This window comes from Brachybacterium aquaticum (assembly GCF_014204755.1).
Classification (GTDB): Bacteria; Actinomycetota; Actinomycetes; order Actinomycetales; family Dermabacteraceae; genus Brachybacterium; species Brachybacterium aquaticum.
Genome location: NZ_JACHLZ010000001.1, coordinates 545497 through 561017, shown reverse-complemented (window position 1 = coordinate 561017; position 15521 = coordinate 545497). Strand labels below are relative to the sequence as shown.

The 15521-nt window shown below is 73.4% G+C and carries 12 protein-coding genes; 6 read left to right on the top strand and 6 right to left on the bottom strand.

Translation table 11 applies throughout. The features are described from left to right. Nucleotides 1-71: 71 nt before the first annotated feature. Complete coding sequence (locus tag HNR70_RS02460) at nucleotides 72-1238, top strand: serine hydrolase domain-containing protein (protein ID WP_184324256.1); 1167 nt, start codon at nucleotides 72-74, stop codon at nucleotides 1236-1238. Nucleotides 1239-1299: 61 nt separating this feature from the next. On the opposite strand, the gene HNR70_RS02455 is transcribed toward HNR70_RS02460, so the two are convergent. Next, a complete protein-coding gene (locus HNR70_RS02455) occupies nucleotides 1300-1701 on the bottom strand; it encodes an MmcQ/YjbR family DNA-binding protein (RefSeq protein ID WP_184324255.1) in 402 nt (133 codons plus the stop codon). Between the two features lie 166 nt (nucleotides 1702-1867). On the opposite strand from HNR70_RS02455, the gene HNR70_RS02450 reads away from it, so the two are divergent. Next, a complete protein-coding gene (locus HNR70_RS02450; RefSeq protein ID WP_184324254.1) occupies nucleotides 1868-2863 on the top strand; it encodes a nucleoside hydrolase in 996 nt (331 codons plus the stop codon). Between the two features lie 46 nt (nucleotides 2864-2909). Continuing rightward, entirely contained in the window at nucleotides 2910-4124 is a 1215-nt protein-coding gene (locus tag HNR70_RS02445; RefSeq protein ID WP_184324253.1) for a DNA glycosylase AlkZ-like family protein, read from the top strand. Between the two features lie 94 nt (nucleotides 4125-4218). On the opposite strand, the gene HNR70_RS02440 is transcribed toward HNR70_RS02445, so the two are convergent. Genes HNR70_RS02440 through HNR70_RS02430 form a run of 3 tightly spaced genes read right to left on the bottom strand, consistent with a single transcriptional unit; the run spans nucleotide 4219 to nucleotide 8046 of the window. Next, nucleotides 4219-5331 (bottom strand): MaoC/PaaZ C-terminal domain-containing protein, encoded by a 1113-nt coding sequence (locus HNR70_RS02440; protein ID WP_184324252.1) that lies wholly within the window; start codon nucleotides 5329-5331, stop codon nucleotides 4219-4221. Further along, complete coding sequence (locus HNR70_RS02435) at nucleotides 5331-6671, bottom strand: 3-oxoacyl-ACP reductase (protein ID WP_184324251.1); 1341 nt, start codon at nucleotides 6669-6671, stop codon at nucleotides 5331-5333. The genes HNR70_RS02440 and HNR70_RS02435 overlap by 1 nt, the downstream gene beginning before the upstream one ends. A gap of 58 nt (nucleotides 6672-6729) precedes the next feature. Further along, a complete protein-coding gene (locus HNR70_RS02430; protein ID WP_184324250.1) occupies nucleotides 6730-8046 on the bottom strand; it encodes an acetyl-CoA C-acetyltransferase in 1317 nt (438 codons plus the stop codon). A 178-nt stretch (nucleotides 8047-8224) separates the two neighbouring features. Here HNR70_RS02430 and HNR70_RS02425 point away from each other — a divergent pair, with 178 nt between their 5' ends. The 3 genes from HNR70_RS02425 to purL all read left to right on the top strand — a co-directional run bounded on the left by HNR70_RS02425 (nucleotide 8225) and on the right by purL (nucleotide 13647). Continuing rightward, nucleotides 8225-8932, top strand: coding sequence for a TetR/AcrR family transcriptional regulator (locus HNR70_RS02425; protein ID WP_184324249.1), 708 nt, complete (start codon nucleotides 8225-8227; stop codon nucleotides 8930-8932). Beyond that, complete coding sequence (locus HNR70_RS02420; RefSeq protein ID WP_184324248.1) at nucleotides 8929-11079, top strand: acyl-CoA dehydrogenase family protein; 2151 nt, start codon at nucleotides 8929-8931, stop codon at nucleotides 11077-11079. The genes HNR70_RS02425 and HNR70_RS02420 overlap by 4 nt, the downstream gene beginning before the upstream one ends. A 237-nt stretch (nucleotides 11080-11316) precedes the next feature. Continuing rightward, a complete protein-coding gene (gene purL / locus HNR70_RS02415) occupies nucleotides 11317-13647 on the top strand; it encodes a phosphoribosylformylglycinamidine synthase subunit PurL (RefSeq protein WP_184324247.1) in 2331 nt (776 codons plus the stop codon). Between the two features lie 190 nt (nucleotides 13648-13837). On the opposite strand, the gene rplQ is transcribed toward purL, so the two are convergent. Continuing rightward, the gene (rplQ, locus tag HNR70_RS02410) at nucleotides 13838-14368 is read right to left on the bottom strand and encodes a 50S ribosomal protein L17 (RefSeq protein ID WP_184324246.1); all 531 of its coding nucleotides are present in this window, start codon (nucleotides 14366-14368) and stop codon (nucleotides 13838-13840) included. Between the two features lie 27 nt (nucleotides 14369-14395). Further along, a complete protein-coding gene (locus HNR70_RS02405) occupies nucleotides 14396-15391 on the bottom strand; it encodes a DNA-directed RNA polymerase subunit alpha (RefSeq protein ID WP_184324245.1) in 996 nt (331 codons plus the stop codon). Nucleotides 15392-15521: the final 130 nt, after the last annotated feature.

Sequence of the window (15521 nt, the reverse complement as noted above, 5' to 3'; positions counted from 1 at the left end):
GCGCGCCGTGAGGGGCCGGCGTCCTGACGCAGCCCGATGACGATGTGGGAGCGCGCGCCTACGCTGGGGTCATGTCGACGCCGACCTCCCCTGCCGTCCGCCTGCTCGAGAGCGCTGTGCTCACCGGGACCGTGCCCGGCGGGATCATCGCCCACGGCCGCGACCCCGAACCGGTCGCCCGCGGGGCGATGGCGGTGGACGGTCCGCCACTCGAGGCCGACGCGATCATGCGCATCCAGTCGATGACCAAGGCGATCACCGCCGTCGCCGCACTGCGCCTGGTCGAGCAGGGCGTGCTCGCTCTCGACGACCCCGTCGGCCGCTGGCTCCCCGAGCTCGCCGCGCCCCGCCTGCTCACGAGCCCCGGCGCGCAGCTCGACGACACCGTCCCCGCGGACGCGCCGATCACCCTCCGCCACCTGCTGACCTGCACCTCCGGGGTGGGGATGATCCTCGAGGAGAGCCCCTTGCAGCGGGCCATGGCCGAGCGCGGCCTCGAGGCGGGATCGGCGCCCTGGACCCTCCCGGCCGGCGACTGGCTCGCCGCGCTCGGCACACTGCCGCTGGTCGGGCAGCCCGGGCGGGTGTGGCGCTACCACCACTCCTTCAGCGTGCTCGGGATCCTGCTCTCGCGCGTGACCGGCACGAGCCTCCAGGCGCACCTGCGCGAGACCCTCTTCGCGCCGCTCGGGATGGTGGACATCGGGCTGTGGGTGCCCGAGGAGAAGCGCGACCGACTGCCGGCCGCGTACTCGGTGGCGGGCGAGGACGAGGAACCCGGCACCGGACGCACGGCGGCCGACGGGCTCGCGGGCCTGGTCGAGCTCGAGCCGCTCGGCGGCGGGCCGCTGGTGGGAGATCCCGGGCACGACGTCAGCCACGGCGAGCTCGTCTCCACAGCCGCCGACTACCTGCGCTTCCTGCGCGCGCTGCGCGACGGGGAGCTCGTCTCCCCCGCGCACCTGCGCCTGCTCAGCACCGACCAGGTGCCCGCCGCCGCGAAACAGCCGGACTCGTTCTTCCCCGGCTTCTGGAACGGCACCGGATGGGGCTTCGGCGTCTCGGTGGTGACCGCCGGCGCGCATGCGGGCCGGTGGGGCTGGTCCGGCGGGGCGGGCACCGACTTCTTCGTCGACCCCGACGGGACGCTCGGCCTGCTGCTCACCCAGGTGGAGATGGGCGAGCGGATCTTCGAACTGCTGGGGGCGATGCAGGAGCTGCCCGGTCCGACAGCCTGAACGCTCCCACGAGCTGAGCGCCCCGACGATCTAGGCGCCCCCTTCCCGCTGGCTCTCCTCGTCAGCTCTCTCCGCGCGCGTCGAGCTCGGCGATCAGTCGCTTGGGGGCGACGGTGCGGTAGGACTCCTCGAGGAGCTCGGCGAGCTCGACGTCGTCCGTGCGCGCATCCAGGTCGATGCCGAGCCAGCCGGACGGCCCCAGATACGCGGGCACGAAGCTGCGCGGGTCCTCGGCGAGCGCCGCCGCCTCGGACTCCGGCAGGTGCAGCAGCACGGAGTGCGGATGCTGCACCCACTCCCCCTCGAGCTTGCGCGAGCCGCCGTAGTAGCAGTGCACCTTCACGGTGTGGAAGGCGGGGCGGCCATGGCTGATCTTCTCCGCCGCCCCGGGCAGGGCCAGGGCGATCCTGCGCACGCGCTCGAGCACCGGATCGTCATCGTCGAACATCTGCGGATGCGCCATGGAGCGATCCTCCCCCGCCCAGCGCGCCGTCGCCACCCCGCCCGGCGCGCACCCCGCCGGCCACGCATCCTGCCGGCGCCCGCTCCGCCCGACTCGCCCCTCGCCCGTCGCGCACTCCGCCCGACTCGCCCCTCCCCTGTCGCGCACGCCGCCGTAGGCTCAGGGGATGACGCTCCCCCTCCTGGTCGACTGCGACACCGGCATCGACGACGCGATCGCCCTGACCTACCTCGCCTGCCGCGACGACGTGGAGGTGGCGGGGATCGTCTCCACCGGCGGGAACGTCCCGGCCGCGACCGTGCACCGCAACAACCTCGTCCTCTCCGAGCTGCTCGGCCTCGACGCTCCGGTCGCGCTCGGCGCGGACCGCCCGCTCGTGGAGCCGCCGATGTTCGCCGACGACACCCACGGGCCGACGGGCCTCGGTCACGCTGTGCTGCCGGAGCCGACCCGCACCGAAGATCCGCGGCGCGGCGCGCAGCTGTGGGTGGACCTCGCACGCGAGCGGCCCGGGGAGCTCGTGGGCCTCGTGCTCGGCCCGCACACGAACCTCGCGCTCGCCCTCGAGATCGAGCCGGAGCTGCCGCGGCTGCTGCGCCGCCTGCACGTGATGGGCGGGGCGATCAACCACCGCGGCAACACCGGCGCGACCAGCGAGTGGAACATCGCCGTGGATCCCGAGGCGGCGCAGCGCGTGCTCGCCGCCTTCGCCTCCGCGCCGCGCCTGCCCGTGCTCGGCGCGCTCCAGGCGACCGAGCAGATCGCCTTCACCGCGGCGGAGCTGGACCGGCTCGAGCACCTCGCGGGCTCGACCTCCCCTCCGGTCGCGCGGATCCTCGCCGACGCGGTGCGCTTCTACTTCGAGTTCCATGAGGCCGACGGGTTCGGGTGGATGGCGCACGTGCACGACCCGCTGGTCACCGCCCACGCGGTCACGGGCGAGTTCGCCGAGACCCGGCCGCTGCCGGTCGACGTGGAGCTGGCCGGCACCCTCACCCGCGGCCAGACCGTCGGCGACGAGCTGGGCCGCTGGGGCCGCGAGCCCACGGTGGACCTGATGACCGACGTGCGGCCGACGGAGTTCGTCGAGCACCTGCTCAGCACCCTCGAGGCAGGGCTCGGGGACAGGCGGCAGACCACTCCCGACGGCGAACGTGTCTGAGGCCAGCCCGCCATGACAACGCCCATCCCATGACAGAGCCCTCCCCATGACCGCGCCCTCGCCCATGACCTCGCTCGATGCCTCCCGCGCTCTCGCCTGGCGTCTGCACCGCCACGGCCTGGATGCCCCGTCGGCCGACGGAGCCGCCGAGGTGGCCGAGCGGGTCCTCGCGCTGCGGGCCTGGCCGCACGACCTCGCCGAGCTCGCGATCGGGATCCGCAGCGCGCACCCTGCGCCGGGCGCGCTCGCGAGGGCCCTGGAGACCGGCGAGGTGGTCGCCGCCTATGCGCTGCGGGGCGGGTCGACCGCGCTCACCGCGTCGGCGGCGTCGGTGCTGCTGCGCGTGAGGGCGACGACCCGGGTGTGGGAGACGGCGCGGTACCAGCGCCAGGGACGCTTCGCCCTCGAGGACTGGGCCCCGTTGCGCGAGAGCGTGCGCCGAGTCCTGGCCGACGGGCCGCGGACCCGGGCGGAGATCAGCGCCCACCTCGCCCGCGACCCGGCGCTGCGCCACCTCGCGGAGGCCGCGACGGGCATCGGCGCGGACAGCCTGTACAAGCCTCTGCACTGGTGGGGCGACATCTGCTTCGGCCCGCCGCGGGACGGGACGGCGACCTTCCGCCTGGTGCGCGAGGGTGAGCACCGCCCCGAACACCAGGATCTCGACGAGGCAGGGCCCGAGGCCGTGCGTCTGTACCTCGCCGCCTACGGTCCGGCGACCGAGGAGAACCTGCTGTACTTCCTCGCCGAGGGGCTGAGCGCGCCGCGCCGCCGGGTGCTCGGCTGGCTCGCGGACCTCGGCGACGAGGTGACGACGGTGCAGCTCACCGGGCCGAGCAATGCGGCCTCGGGATCAGCGACGTCGGAGGCGCAGGCCCCCACCCGGACCCCGTCGCTGGCTTACGTGCTCACCGCCGACCTCGACCGGATCACGGCGACGGAGCCGACCGAGGCGGTGCGCCTGGTGCCCGGCTTCGACCCCTGGATCATGGGCCCGGGCACGGCCGACCCGCGCCTCCTCGCCCCGGCCCGCCGCGCCCTCGCCTCGCGCGGCGCACACCTGATGCTCCGCGGCGGCGTCGTCACCGGCACCTGGCGGAGGTCCGGCGACGCGCTGACCATCGACTGGTTCCCCGAGGCGGGCCTCTCACCGCGCGCCCTGCTCGAGGACGAAGCCCGCCGCGTCGCCGGGGTCGTCGCAGCCGTCGGGGGCGCCGCACCGGATCGGGACCTGCGCATCACGATCACCGACAGCGCCTAGATCCGGGCCGGCGGCCCTCCACACAGAGCCAGCGATGCAGAAAGTTCCAGATCATGGAACTTTCTGCATCGCTGGCTCGCACGGTGGCACGACCTCAGCGGTCGAGCATCGTCACCTCGACCTCGAAGCAGCGCCGCGCGGCCTTCTCGCCACGGGCGGGACGCCAGCCGAGGCAGCGCACCCCGGCGCGACCGGGCTCGTCCTCGTAGGCGACGAGCACGGTGCCGGGCAGGGTGACCGGGGCGTCGAAGGTGACGTCCCAGCGCAGTGGCCGGGAGAGGTCCACCCGCGACTCGGTGAAGGCGCGCGAAGCGGTGTACATGCCGTGGGCGATGGCCTTCGGGAAACCGAACGCCTTGGCGCTGACGGCGGAGAGGTGGATCGGGTTCACGTCCCCGGACACCGCGGCGTAGCGCCGGCCGGTGTCGGCGCCGAGAGCCCAGCGCCCGGTCGGGGCGGGCGGGGCGAAGTCGCGGCGGGAGCCCCCGTCGGCCGACGAGCCCGACCCGGTCGGCGCACCCGAGCCGACCCCGGCCGACCCGCCCCCGGCGCTCGCGGGCGAGGTGCCGGACGGCTCCCCGGTGCCCGGCTCACCGGTGCGGGAGGAGCCGACCGTCGAGGCCGAGCTCGATGACGAACCCGCCCCCGAAGACGAACCGCCCTTGGCGAGGTAGGTCGACACGTCGGTCGCGATGATCTCCCCGTCCTCGCCGAGGATCGTGGAGACCGCCTCGAAGGTGTGGCCCTTGCGGTGCGGGGCGAGAGCCCGGACCCGGCACTCGACGTCCACGAGCTCACCGACCCTCACGGGCCGGTGCTGGAGGATCTGGTTGCGCAGATGCACGAGACCCAGCAGCGCGAAGGGGAAGTCGCGCCGCGCCATGAGCGCGAGGGACACGGGGAAGGCGAGGACGTGCAGCACCCCGGGGTGGACGAGGTCGGTGGCCGGTCCGCCCATGAGGTGGTCGAAGTCGCGGGCCCGCTCGGCGTCGATGCGCACCTTCCGCACCCGGTAGGCGAGCTCCGGCAGCTGCGGGGCACCCTTCGCCCCGGCGCCCCTGCCGCCCTTCTTCCCGCCGAGGCGGGAGCGGGGGTCCAGCGCCGCGGCGTAGATCGCGGGGAAGGAGGGGACGTCGGAGAGGTCCTTGACCCGCTCCTGCCCCGCCCGCTCCTGCCCGGACGTCCTCTGCCCGGTGCGGCCCGCCATCACTTGCCCACCATGTTCTGGCCGCACACGCGCAGGGTCTGGCCCTGCACGCCGCCCGCCTCGTCACTCGCCAGGAACGCGATCGCCTCGGCGACGTCGACCGGCCGACCGCCCTGGGCCAGCGAGTTCACGCGCCGCGCCACCTCCCGGGTGAGCGCCGGCATCTTCGCGGTCATCTCGGTCTCGATGAAGCCGGGCGCGACCGCGTTGGCGGTGCCGCCGGAGGCCTCGAGCCGGCCGGCGAGCGCGTCCACGAACGCCATCACCCCGGCCTTGGAGGCGGCGTAGTTGGTCTGGCCGCGGTTGCCAGCGATGCCGCTCGTGGAGGCGAGGGACACGAACCGCGGATGCGCGCCGAGCGCGTCACCGGCCTCGAGCAGCGCCTCGGACAGGGTGATCTGGCTGGTGATGTTCACGCCGAGCACCGGGTCCCAGCGGTCCGGGGTCATGTTGGCGAAGAGCTTGTCGCGGGTGATGCCGGCGTTCAGCACCACGATGTCCAGCAGCAGCCCGTGCTCGCGGAGGAAGGAGACGAGCCGCTCCCCCGCCCCCTCGGAGGTGACGTCGAGCTGGATCGGGACCGCGCGCAGCTCGTTGGCCAGGCGCGACAGCTCGGTGCCGGCGCCGGGCACGTCCAGGACCACGAGCCTCGCCCCGTCGGCCGAGAGGGTGCGGGCGATGGCCGCGCCGATCCCGCGCGCCGCGCCGGTCACGAGCGCCGTGCGGCCCGCGAGCGGCTGCGCGAGGTCGGCGGTGGCCGAGCCCGCGTCGGACGTGACGGTGAGGAACTGGCCGGTGATGAAGGCGCTGCGGGCGGAGAGCAGGAAGCGCAGGGCGCCGACGACGCCGGGCGCGTCCGGCCCCACCCCGTCGGCCACGAGGATGCCGTTGGCGGTCGCGCCGCCGCGCATCTCGTGGGCGAGGGAGCGGACGAAGCCCTCGACGCCGCCGCGGGCTGCGTCGCGGGCGGGCTCCTCACCGGTGGCGGGGCGGGAGATGGTGACCACGCGCGCACCGGGCAGCAGGGAGCGCATCGCCCCGGCGAGCGGCAGCACGAGCGGGCCGAGATCGCCGGGAGCGGTCAGCTCGTCGGCGACGATCACGACGGTGCCGACGCTGCGCAGGTCCTCGAAGCGGCGGCGCACGTCGGCACCCTCGTCGAGGAGGCGGCGGGCGAGCGCGTCGGCCGCGGCGGAGGCGCCGAGCACGACCACGGGGCCGAGCACGGGCTCGGGACGGTCACCGCGGCGCAGCAGCTTCGAGGGGCGGGGCAGGCCCAGCTGCTTGGCGAGCATGCCGCCGGGCGCGGAGCGGACGAGACGGGTGTAGGTGTCGGTCATGGGATCCTCCGGATCGGATCGAGGCTGGCCAGTACGTGACTGAGCAGTGCGGGGCTGATCAGTCGGTGACGGACTCGAGCAGCATGACGGTGCCCTGACCGGCGGCGGCGCACACGGAGATCAGTCCGCGCTGGACGCGGCCGGTCTCCACCGCGCGCTCGTGCAGGAGCTTGGCGAGGGTGGCGACCAGGCGACCGCCGGTGGCGGCGAAGGGGTGACCGGCGGCGAGCGAGGAGCCCGCGACGTTCAGCCTGCTGCGGTCGATCGCGCCGAGCGCCCCGCCGCGGCCCAGGCGCGTGCGGCAGAACTCGTCGGACTCCCAGGCCTTCAGGGTGGTCAGCACGGTCGAGGCGAAGGCCTCGTGGATCTCGTAGAGATCGAGGTCCTGGAGGGCCAGGCCGTTGGCGTCCAGCAGCTCGGGCACGGCGTAGGCGGGGGCCATCAGCAGGCCCTCGTCGCCGTGGACGAAGTCGACCGCGGCGCTGCGCGCATCCACCACGCGGGCCAGCGGCTTCAGCCCCCGCTCGGCGGCCCACTCCGCGCTGCCCAGCAGCACGGAGGAGGCGCCGTCGGACAGCGGCGTGGAGTTGCCGGCGGTCATCGTGGGCTCGGCGACCTGCGGGGACTTCACACCGAACACGGGCTTGAGGGAGCCGAGCTTCTCGAGGGTGGAGTCGGGGCGGAGGTTCTGGTCGCGGGCGAGGCCGCGGTAGCCGGTGACGAGGTCGTCGAAGAACCCGGCGTCGTAGGCGGCGGCGAGGTTCTTGTGGGAGGCGAGCGCCAGCTCGTCCTGGGCCTCGCGGGTGATGCCCCACTCGGCAGTGGTCAGCGCCTGGTGCTCGCCCATGGACAGGCCCGTGCGGGGCTCGCCGTTGCGGGGCGGGACCGGGGAGAGATCCGCGGGGCGGATCGCGGAGAGCGCCTTGACGCGCTGCATCGCGGTCTTCGCGGCGAAGGCGCGGTGCAGGATGCGGCGCAGGCGCGGGGTGACCTCGATGGGGGCGTCGGACGCGGAGTCGACGCCGCAGGCGATGCCCGAGTCGATCTGGCCGAGGCGGATGCGGTTGGAGACGTGCAGGACGGTCTCGAGGCTGGTGGCGCAGGCTTTGGACATGTCCACGGCCGGGGTGCGGGGGTCCAGCGGCGTGCCCAGCGCGCTCTCGCGGGTGAGGTTCAGGTCGCCGGCGAGCTTGAGCACGGCGCCGCCGGCGATCTCGCCGAGCTTCTCGCCCTGCAGGGAGTAGCGGGCCACGAGGCCCTCGAGCGCGGCGGTGAGCAGGTCCTGGTTGGAGATGCCGGCGTAGGGGCCGCCGGAGCGGGCGAACGGGATGCGGTTGCCGCCCAGGATCAGGGCCTCGCGGGGGAAGTCATTCACGGTATGCACCTCTTCGTGGTCACTGCGTTGTGGGGTGTGGTCTGCGGGTCTGTGCGGGGGAGGCCGCGGCCGACGGGGCCTGCGGCGTGGGTTCCGCCGGCGGGGCCGACGGGAATCCCCCGGGGAGTCCCGGGAGAGACTTTACATAGAACCGGCGGTACTTGATACCCTAGGTCCCGTGAATGCGACGACGCAAGCCCCGGTGGACGGACGCTCCGCCCGCTGGGCCGGGCACCGCGAGCAGCGGCGCAGCGAACTGCTGGACGTGGCCCGCCACCTGATCCACGAGCAGGGACCCGACGTGACGATGGAGGACATCGCCGCCGCCTCGGGCACCTCCAAGTCCATCGTGTACCGCTACTTCGAGGACAAGGCCCATCTCCAGCGCGACCTGGGCCGCGCCATCCTCACGGCGATGCACGCCAAGCTCGTCGAGGAGATGCGCACCCTCGAGAAGCGGATGCGGCGCGAGCCCGAGCCGGACGAGCGCATCCAGGCCATGATCCGCGCCTACGTCGAGACGGCTCAGCGCTCCCCCGGCGTGTACCGCTTCATCACCCGCCCGAGCGACGGGCTGAGCCACTTCCTGAACGCCGTCACCCGCCTGGTCGCGACGTTCCTGCCGGCCGACACCCCCGCACCCCAGGTCTGGGCGCACGGGGCGGTCGGCTTCGTGGAGCGGGCGGTGGACACCTGGATGACCCAGGTCGAGTCCGCGCAGCTCGCCCCCGACGACCGCACCACCGCCGACGACCTCACCACCGATCGCACCCCCGCTGACATCACCCCCGCCGCCCGCACCGCCGCGGCCGGCTCCGCCCCGATGACCTCCGACCAGCTCGTGGCCCATCTGGTCACGTGGCTCATGAAGGGACTGCACGCATGACCACCGAGAACATCACCGCCCCCGTCGACGCCGTCCTGCCTGCATCGGCTACCCCCACCGGCCCGATCCCCGTCCTGCCCGACGGCGCCCCGCGCCTGGATGTCGAGATGGTCTCCGAGGCCCTGCTGGGCCGCTGGGCCGACGCCCGCCGCGCCTCGCGCGAGCGCGCCGCCCGCCCCGAGATGCACCGCCCGATCGACGCGAGCGTCGCCGAGCACCGCGAGCGCGTGTTCGGCCAGCTGCAGACCCTCGCCGACGAGCAGGTGTCCCTGCCGATGCTCCCCGAGCACCTCGGCGGCCCCAACGACAACGGCGCCAACGTCGCCGCGTTCGAGGAGCTCGTCGTCGCCGACCCGTCCCTGCAGATCAAGGCCGGCGTGCAGTGGGGGCTCTACACCTCCGCAATCGTGCAGCTGGGCAACGAGGAGCAGCAGAAGCGGTGGGTGCCCGCGGCGATGAGCCTGGAGACCCCCGGCGCGTTCGCGATGACCGAGATCGGCCACGGCTCGGACGTGCAGTCCCTCGCCACCACCGCCACCTTCGACCCCGACGGCGGGGAGGACGGCGAGTGGGTGATCCACACCCCCTTCCGCGCCGCGTGGAAGGACTACCTGGGCAACGCGGCGGTCCACGCGAAGGCCGCGACCGTGTTCGCGCGCCTGATCACCAACGGCGTCGACCACGGCGTGCACTGCTTCTACGTGCCGGTGCGCGATGCGGAGGGGAACCTCCTGCCGGGCGTGTCCAGCGAGGACGACGGCGAGAAGGGCGGCCTGAACGGCATCGACAACGGCCGCCTCGCCTTCGACCACGTGCGCGTGCCGCGCACGAACCTGCTGAACCGCTACGGGGACGTCGCGGCCGACGGCACTTACACCTCCCCCATCGACTCCCCCGGACGCCGCTTCTTCACGATGATCGGCACGCTCGTGCAGGGCCGCGTGTCCCTGGACGGCTCCGCGATCCGCGCCTCCGAGCTCGCGCTGCACATCGCGATCACCTATGCCACCCAGCGCCGTCAGTTCACCGCCGCCGATCCCACGAAGGAGACGGTGCTGATGGACTACCAGGCCCATCTGCACCGCCTGCTGCCCAAGCTCGCCGCCACCTACGCGGGCGCCTTCGCGCACGAGCAGCTGCTCCAGGCCTTCGACGACGTGTTCTCGGGCCGCGAGGACACTCCCGAGTCCCGCGAGGACCTCGAGACCCTCGCCGCGACCCTGAAGCCCACCTCGACCCGGCTCGCCCTGGACACCATCCAGGAGTGCCGCGAGGCGTGCGGCGGCTCCGGCTTCATGGCCGAGAACCAGCTGGTGGGCCTGCACCAGGACCTCGACGTGTACGCCACCTTCGAGGGCGACAACACGATCCTGCTGCAGCTGGTCGCCAAGCGCCTGCTGGCCGACTACACCTCGGAGCTGCGCAGCGTGGACCGTGCCGGGATCGGCCGCTTCATCGCCCAGCGCGCCGAGGTGCTCTCCAAGCGCCACACCCCCTGGGCCCGTCTGGTCCAGGACGTCTCCGACCGCGGCAACCGCCGCCGCTCCTCGGACTCGATGCGTCAGGCCGACTTCCAGGAGTCGATGCTCGCCGACCGCGCCCGGGTCAAGGTCGAGGAGGTCGCACTCGCCCTGCGCGGCACGGCGCGGATGAGCCCGGCCGACGCCGCCGCCGAGGTCAACAAGCACCAGGTGGAGATGCTGGACGCCGCCCGCGCCCATGCGGACCTGGTGCGCTGGCGCGCCTTCACCGCCGGCATCGAGAAGCTGGAGGACGAGGCGACCCGCGCGGTGCTCACCGACGTGCGCGACCTGTTCGGTCTCACCGCCATCAACGACGACCTCGCCTGGTACCTGCTCAGCGGCATGATCTCCCAGCAGCGCGGCCGCCTGATCGCCTCGGACCTCAAGCGCCTGCTGTGGCGCCTGCGCCCGCACGTGCTCGACCTCGTCGCCGCGTTCGACATCCGTCCCGGCCACGTCCGCGCTCCCATCGCGCTCGGCGGGGAGCAGCAGCGGCAGGACGAGGCCGCCGCCTACTTCCGCGCCCAGCGCGCCAGCCATGACGCGCCGGTGAGCGAGAAGGCGCTGCGCGATGCGGAGAAGAAGCGCCGGCGCGCCGAGTCGAAGCGCTCCGGCCGCCGCTGACCCGCCCCGCCGCGCGCGTCGGCCCCGCTCGAGGGGCGCCGCGGGCCCGTCGGCCGTGGCGCCGCGGGCCCGTCCGCCGACGGGATCCCGCGCCCTGCGCGCACCCGCCGGACGGCCCGGTCCCAGCACGGGGACCGGGCCGTCCTCTCGCGCGCGGCGATCGTAGACTGTGGGGGCCGCGCCGGGCCCCGTCGGCCCGCGCTCCCCCGCCCCCGCGAGAACGGACCCGAATCCCCGATGACCGCCGACGACGCTCGCCCCGACACCACCCCCGCCGCGCCCGCGGACGTCGACACGGTCGAGCACGCCGCCTCGACCCCCGACCAGGTCCAGCCCTACGCGGAGCTGGGGCTGAAGGACGACGAGTACGCGAGCATCCGGGAGATCCTCGGCCGCCGCCCCACCAACGCGGAGCTGGCCATGTACTCGGTGATGTGGTCCGAGCACTGCTCCTACAAGTCCTCCAAGAAGCACCTGCGCACCTTCGGCGCCCGCACCACCGAGGCGATGAAGGAGAAGCTGCTGGTGGGAATGGGCGAGAACGCGGGCGTCGTGGACATCGGCGACGGCTGGGCGGTGACCTTCAAGGTCGAGTCCCACAACCACCCCTCCTACGTCGAGCCGTACCAGGGCGCGGCGACCGGCGTGGGCGGCATCGTGCGCGACATCATCTCCATGGGCGCCCGTCCCGTCGCGGTGATGGACCAGCTGCGCTTCGGCGCGATCGACCACCCCGACACCGCCCGCGTGGTCCACGGCGTGGTCTCCGGCGTGGGCGGCTACGGCAACTCCCTCGGCCTGCCCAACATCGGCGGCGAGACCGTGTTCGACGCCGCATACCAGACCAACCCGCTGGTGAACGCGCTGTGCCTCGGCGTGCTGCGCCACGAGGACATCCACCTCGCCTCCGCCACCGGCCCCGGCAACAAGGTGGTCCTGTTCGGCGCCCGCACCGGCGGCGACGGCATCGGCGGCGCCTCGATCCTCGCCTCGGAGACCTTCGACGAGGGCGGCCCCGTCAAGCGCCCCAGCGTCCAGGTGGGCGACCCCTTCATGGAGAAGGTCCTCATCGAGTGCTGCCTCGAGCTGTTCGCGGCCGGCACCGTCGAGGGCATCCAGGACCTCGGCGCGGCCGGGATCTCCTGCGCCACCAGCGAGCTCGCCGCCAACGGCGGCTCCGGCATGCACGTGGACCTCGAGAACGTGCTGCTGCGCGACCCCACCCTCACCGCCGGCGAGATCCTCATGAGCGAGTCGCAGGAGCGGATGATGGCCGTGGTCCGCCCCGAGAAGCTCGAGGAGTTCCAGGCGATCGCCGCGAAGTGGGACGTGGAGGCCGCGGTCATCGGCGAGGTCACCGGTGACGGCCGCCTCACCATCGACCACGACGGCCACCGCATCGTGGACGTCGACCCCTCCACCGTCGCGGTCGACGGGCCGGTCTACGACCGCCCCTACGCCCGCCCCGACTGGCAGGACGGCCTCCAGGCCGACACCGCCGAGGCCCTCCCCCGCCCCGAGAGCGCCGAGGAGCTCGCCGCGCAGATCCGTGCGCTGCTGGCCTCCCCGAACCTCGCCTCCAAGGGCTGGGTCACCGACCAGTACGACCGCTACGTGGGGGGCAACACGGCGCTCGCCATGCCGGACGACGCGGGCGTGGTCCGCGTGGACGAGACGACCGGGCGCGGCGTCGCGATCGCCACCGACGCGAACGGCCGCTACACCAAGCTCGACCCCCGCACCGGCGCGCAGCTCGCCCTCGCGGAGGCCTACCGCAACGTCGCCACCTCCGGGGCGTCGCCGCTCGCGGTCACGGACTGCCTGAACTTCGGCTCCCCCGAGGACCCGGGCCCCATGTGGCAGCTGGTCGAGGCGATCGAGGGCCTCGCCGAGGCGTGCGAGACCCTCGCCGTCCCGGTCACCGGCGGCAACGTGTCGCTGTACAACTCCACCGGCGAGCCCGGCCGCATCGACTCCGCCATCCACCCCACCCCCGTGGTGGGCGTGCTCGGCGTGCTCGAGGACGTGGCGCGCCGTGTGCCCTCGGGCTGGCAGGAGGAGGGCCTGCGGGTGCTGCTGCTGGGCACCACCCGCGAGGAGCTCTCCGGCTCGGCCTGGGCGCAGGTCGCCCACGACCACCTCGGCGGCCTTCCCCCGCAGGTGGACCTCGAGGCCGAGCGGGCGCTCGCGAAGGTCCTCATCGCCTCTGCCGACGAGGGTCTCGGCGCGGCCGCGCACGACCTCTCCGAGGGCGGTCTCGTGCAGGCGCTCGTGGAGTCCTCGGTGCGCTTCGGCACCGGCGTGCGCGCGGACCTCGGCGAGCTCCTCTCCCGCGACGGCGTGGACCTCGCCACCGCCCTGTTCTCCGAGTCCCAGGCCCGTGCCCTGGTCGCGGTCCCGGCCGCGCAGGAGGAGCGCCTGCGCGCCCTCGCCGCCGAGCACGGCGTGCCGGTCCTGGCCCTCGGCGCCACCGGCGGGGACGCGCTCGAGATCGAGGGTGCAGGCTCCTTCACCGTCGGCGAGCTTCGCGACCTGCGCGAGGGGACGCTGCCGCGCCACTTCGGGTGACGCTCGTCGGCCGACGACCACCGGCCACCGCACCGCGAAGCGGCCGTGCTCCCGGGGGGGCACGGCCGCTTCGTCGTTCCCGACGCACCCGCCCAGGAACGCGACGAGGGCGGACCGTCGGGCATCAGCCCGTCGATCCGCCCTCGGCGGTCGCGCTCATCGCAGGTGCGGCACGGGGCCGCGGGGAGGCTCAGGCCTCCTTGGACTCCTCAGCCGGGGACTCCTCGGCCGGGGTCTCCGCAGCGGCGGTGTCCTCGGCGGGGGCCTCGGTGGTGGTCTCCTCGACGACCGGGGTCTCGTCGGCCTTGGAGGCGTTCTTGGCGGTGCCCTCGGCCTCCTTCACCACGGCCTGCTTGGCCGAGTACTCCTCGGTGACCAGCTCGATGACGGCCATCGGGGCGTTGTCGCCCTTGCGGGGGCCGACCTTGGTGATGCGGGTGTAGCCGCCGGGACGCTCCGAGAAGGTCGGGGCGATCTCCTCGAAGAGCTGGTAGACGACGCCCTTGTCACGGATGGTCTGCATGACCCGGCGACGGGAGGCGAGATCGCCCTTCTTCGCCTGGGTGACGAGACGCTCCGCGTAGGGGCGCAGGCGCTTGGCCTTGGTCTCGGTGGTGGTGATCCGGCCGTGGCGGAACAGCTCGGTGGCGAGGCCGGCGATGATCATCCGCTCGTGCGCGGGGGATCCGCCGAGGCGCGCGCCCTTGGTGGGTGCAGGCATGGTCGTTCTCCTTGGTGGAAGTGAAGGTCAGTACTGGTCGCCGAAGTCGTCGGAGTAGGAGTCCAGGGCCGCGGGGTCGAACCCGGCCGGGGAGTCCTTCAGCGACAGCCCGAGCTCGGCGAGCTTCGCCTTGACCTCGTCGATGGACTTCTGTCCGAAGTTGCGGATGTCGAGCAGATCGGCCTCGGAGCGGGCGGTCAGCTCGCCGACGGTGTGGACACCCTCGCGCATCAGGCAGTTGTACGACCGCACCGTGAGGTTGAGGTCGTTGATCGGCAGCGCCAGATCGGCGGCCAGGGCCTGATCGGTGGGCGAGGGACCGATCTCGATGCCCTCCGCCTCCTGGTTCAGCTCGTGGGCCAGGCCGAACAGCTCGACCAGGGTCTTGCCGGCCGAGGCCACCGCGTCGCGGGGGCTGATGGCGGGCTTGGTCTCGACGTCGACGATCAGCTTGTCGAAGTCGGTGCGCTGCTCGACACGGGTCGCCTCGACCTTGTAGGTCACCTTGAGCACGGGCGAGTAGATCGAGTCGACCGGGACGCGGCCGATCTCGCCGTCCACACCCTTGTTCTGCGCGGCGGAGACGTAGCCGCGACCGCGCTCGACGATCAGCTCGATCTCCAGACGGCCCTTCTCGTTGAGGGTCGCGATGTGCAGGTCGGGGTTGTGGATCTCCACGCCGGCCGGCGGGGTGATGTCGGCGGCGGTGACGCGGCCGGCCTCCTCGCGGCGCAGGTACATCACGACGGGCTCGTCGTTCTCCGAGGAGACGACGAGGTTCTTGATGTTGAGGATGACCTCGGTGATGTCCTCCTTGACGCCGGGGACGGTGCTGAACTCGTGCAGCACGCCGTCGATGCGGATCGAGGTGACCGCGGCGCCGGGGATGGAGGACAGCAGGGTGCGGCGCAGGGAGTTGCCGAGGGTGTAGCCGAAGCCCGGCTCGAGCGGCTCGATGACGAACCGGGAGCGGTTGTCCGACACGACCTCTTCGGTCAGCGTGGGGCGCTGTGCAATGAGCACTGTGGATCCTTTCGGCGAGCGTCCGCCATATGACGCTCAGAAGGGGGCGGTGGGCCTGGAAGGTACGGGGGTGTCCACGTCAGCCGTGGGTGCCGGGCGCGGGAGAGCCCCGCCCGGCACGGTCCGGCCG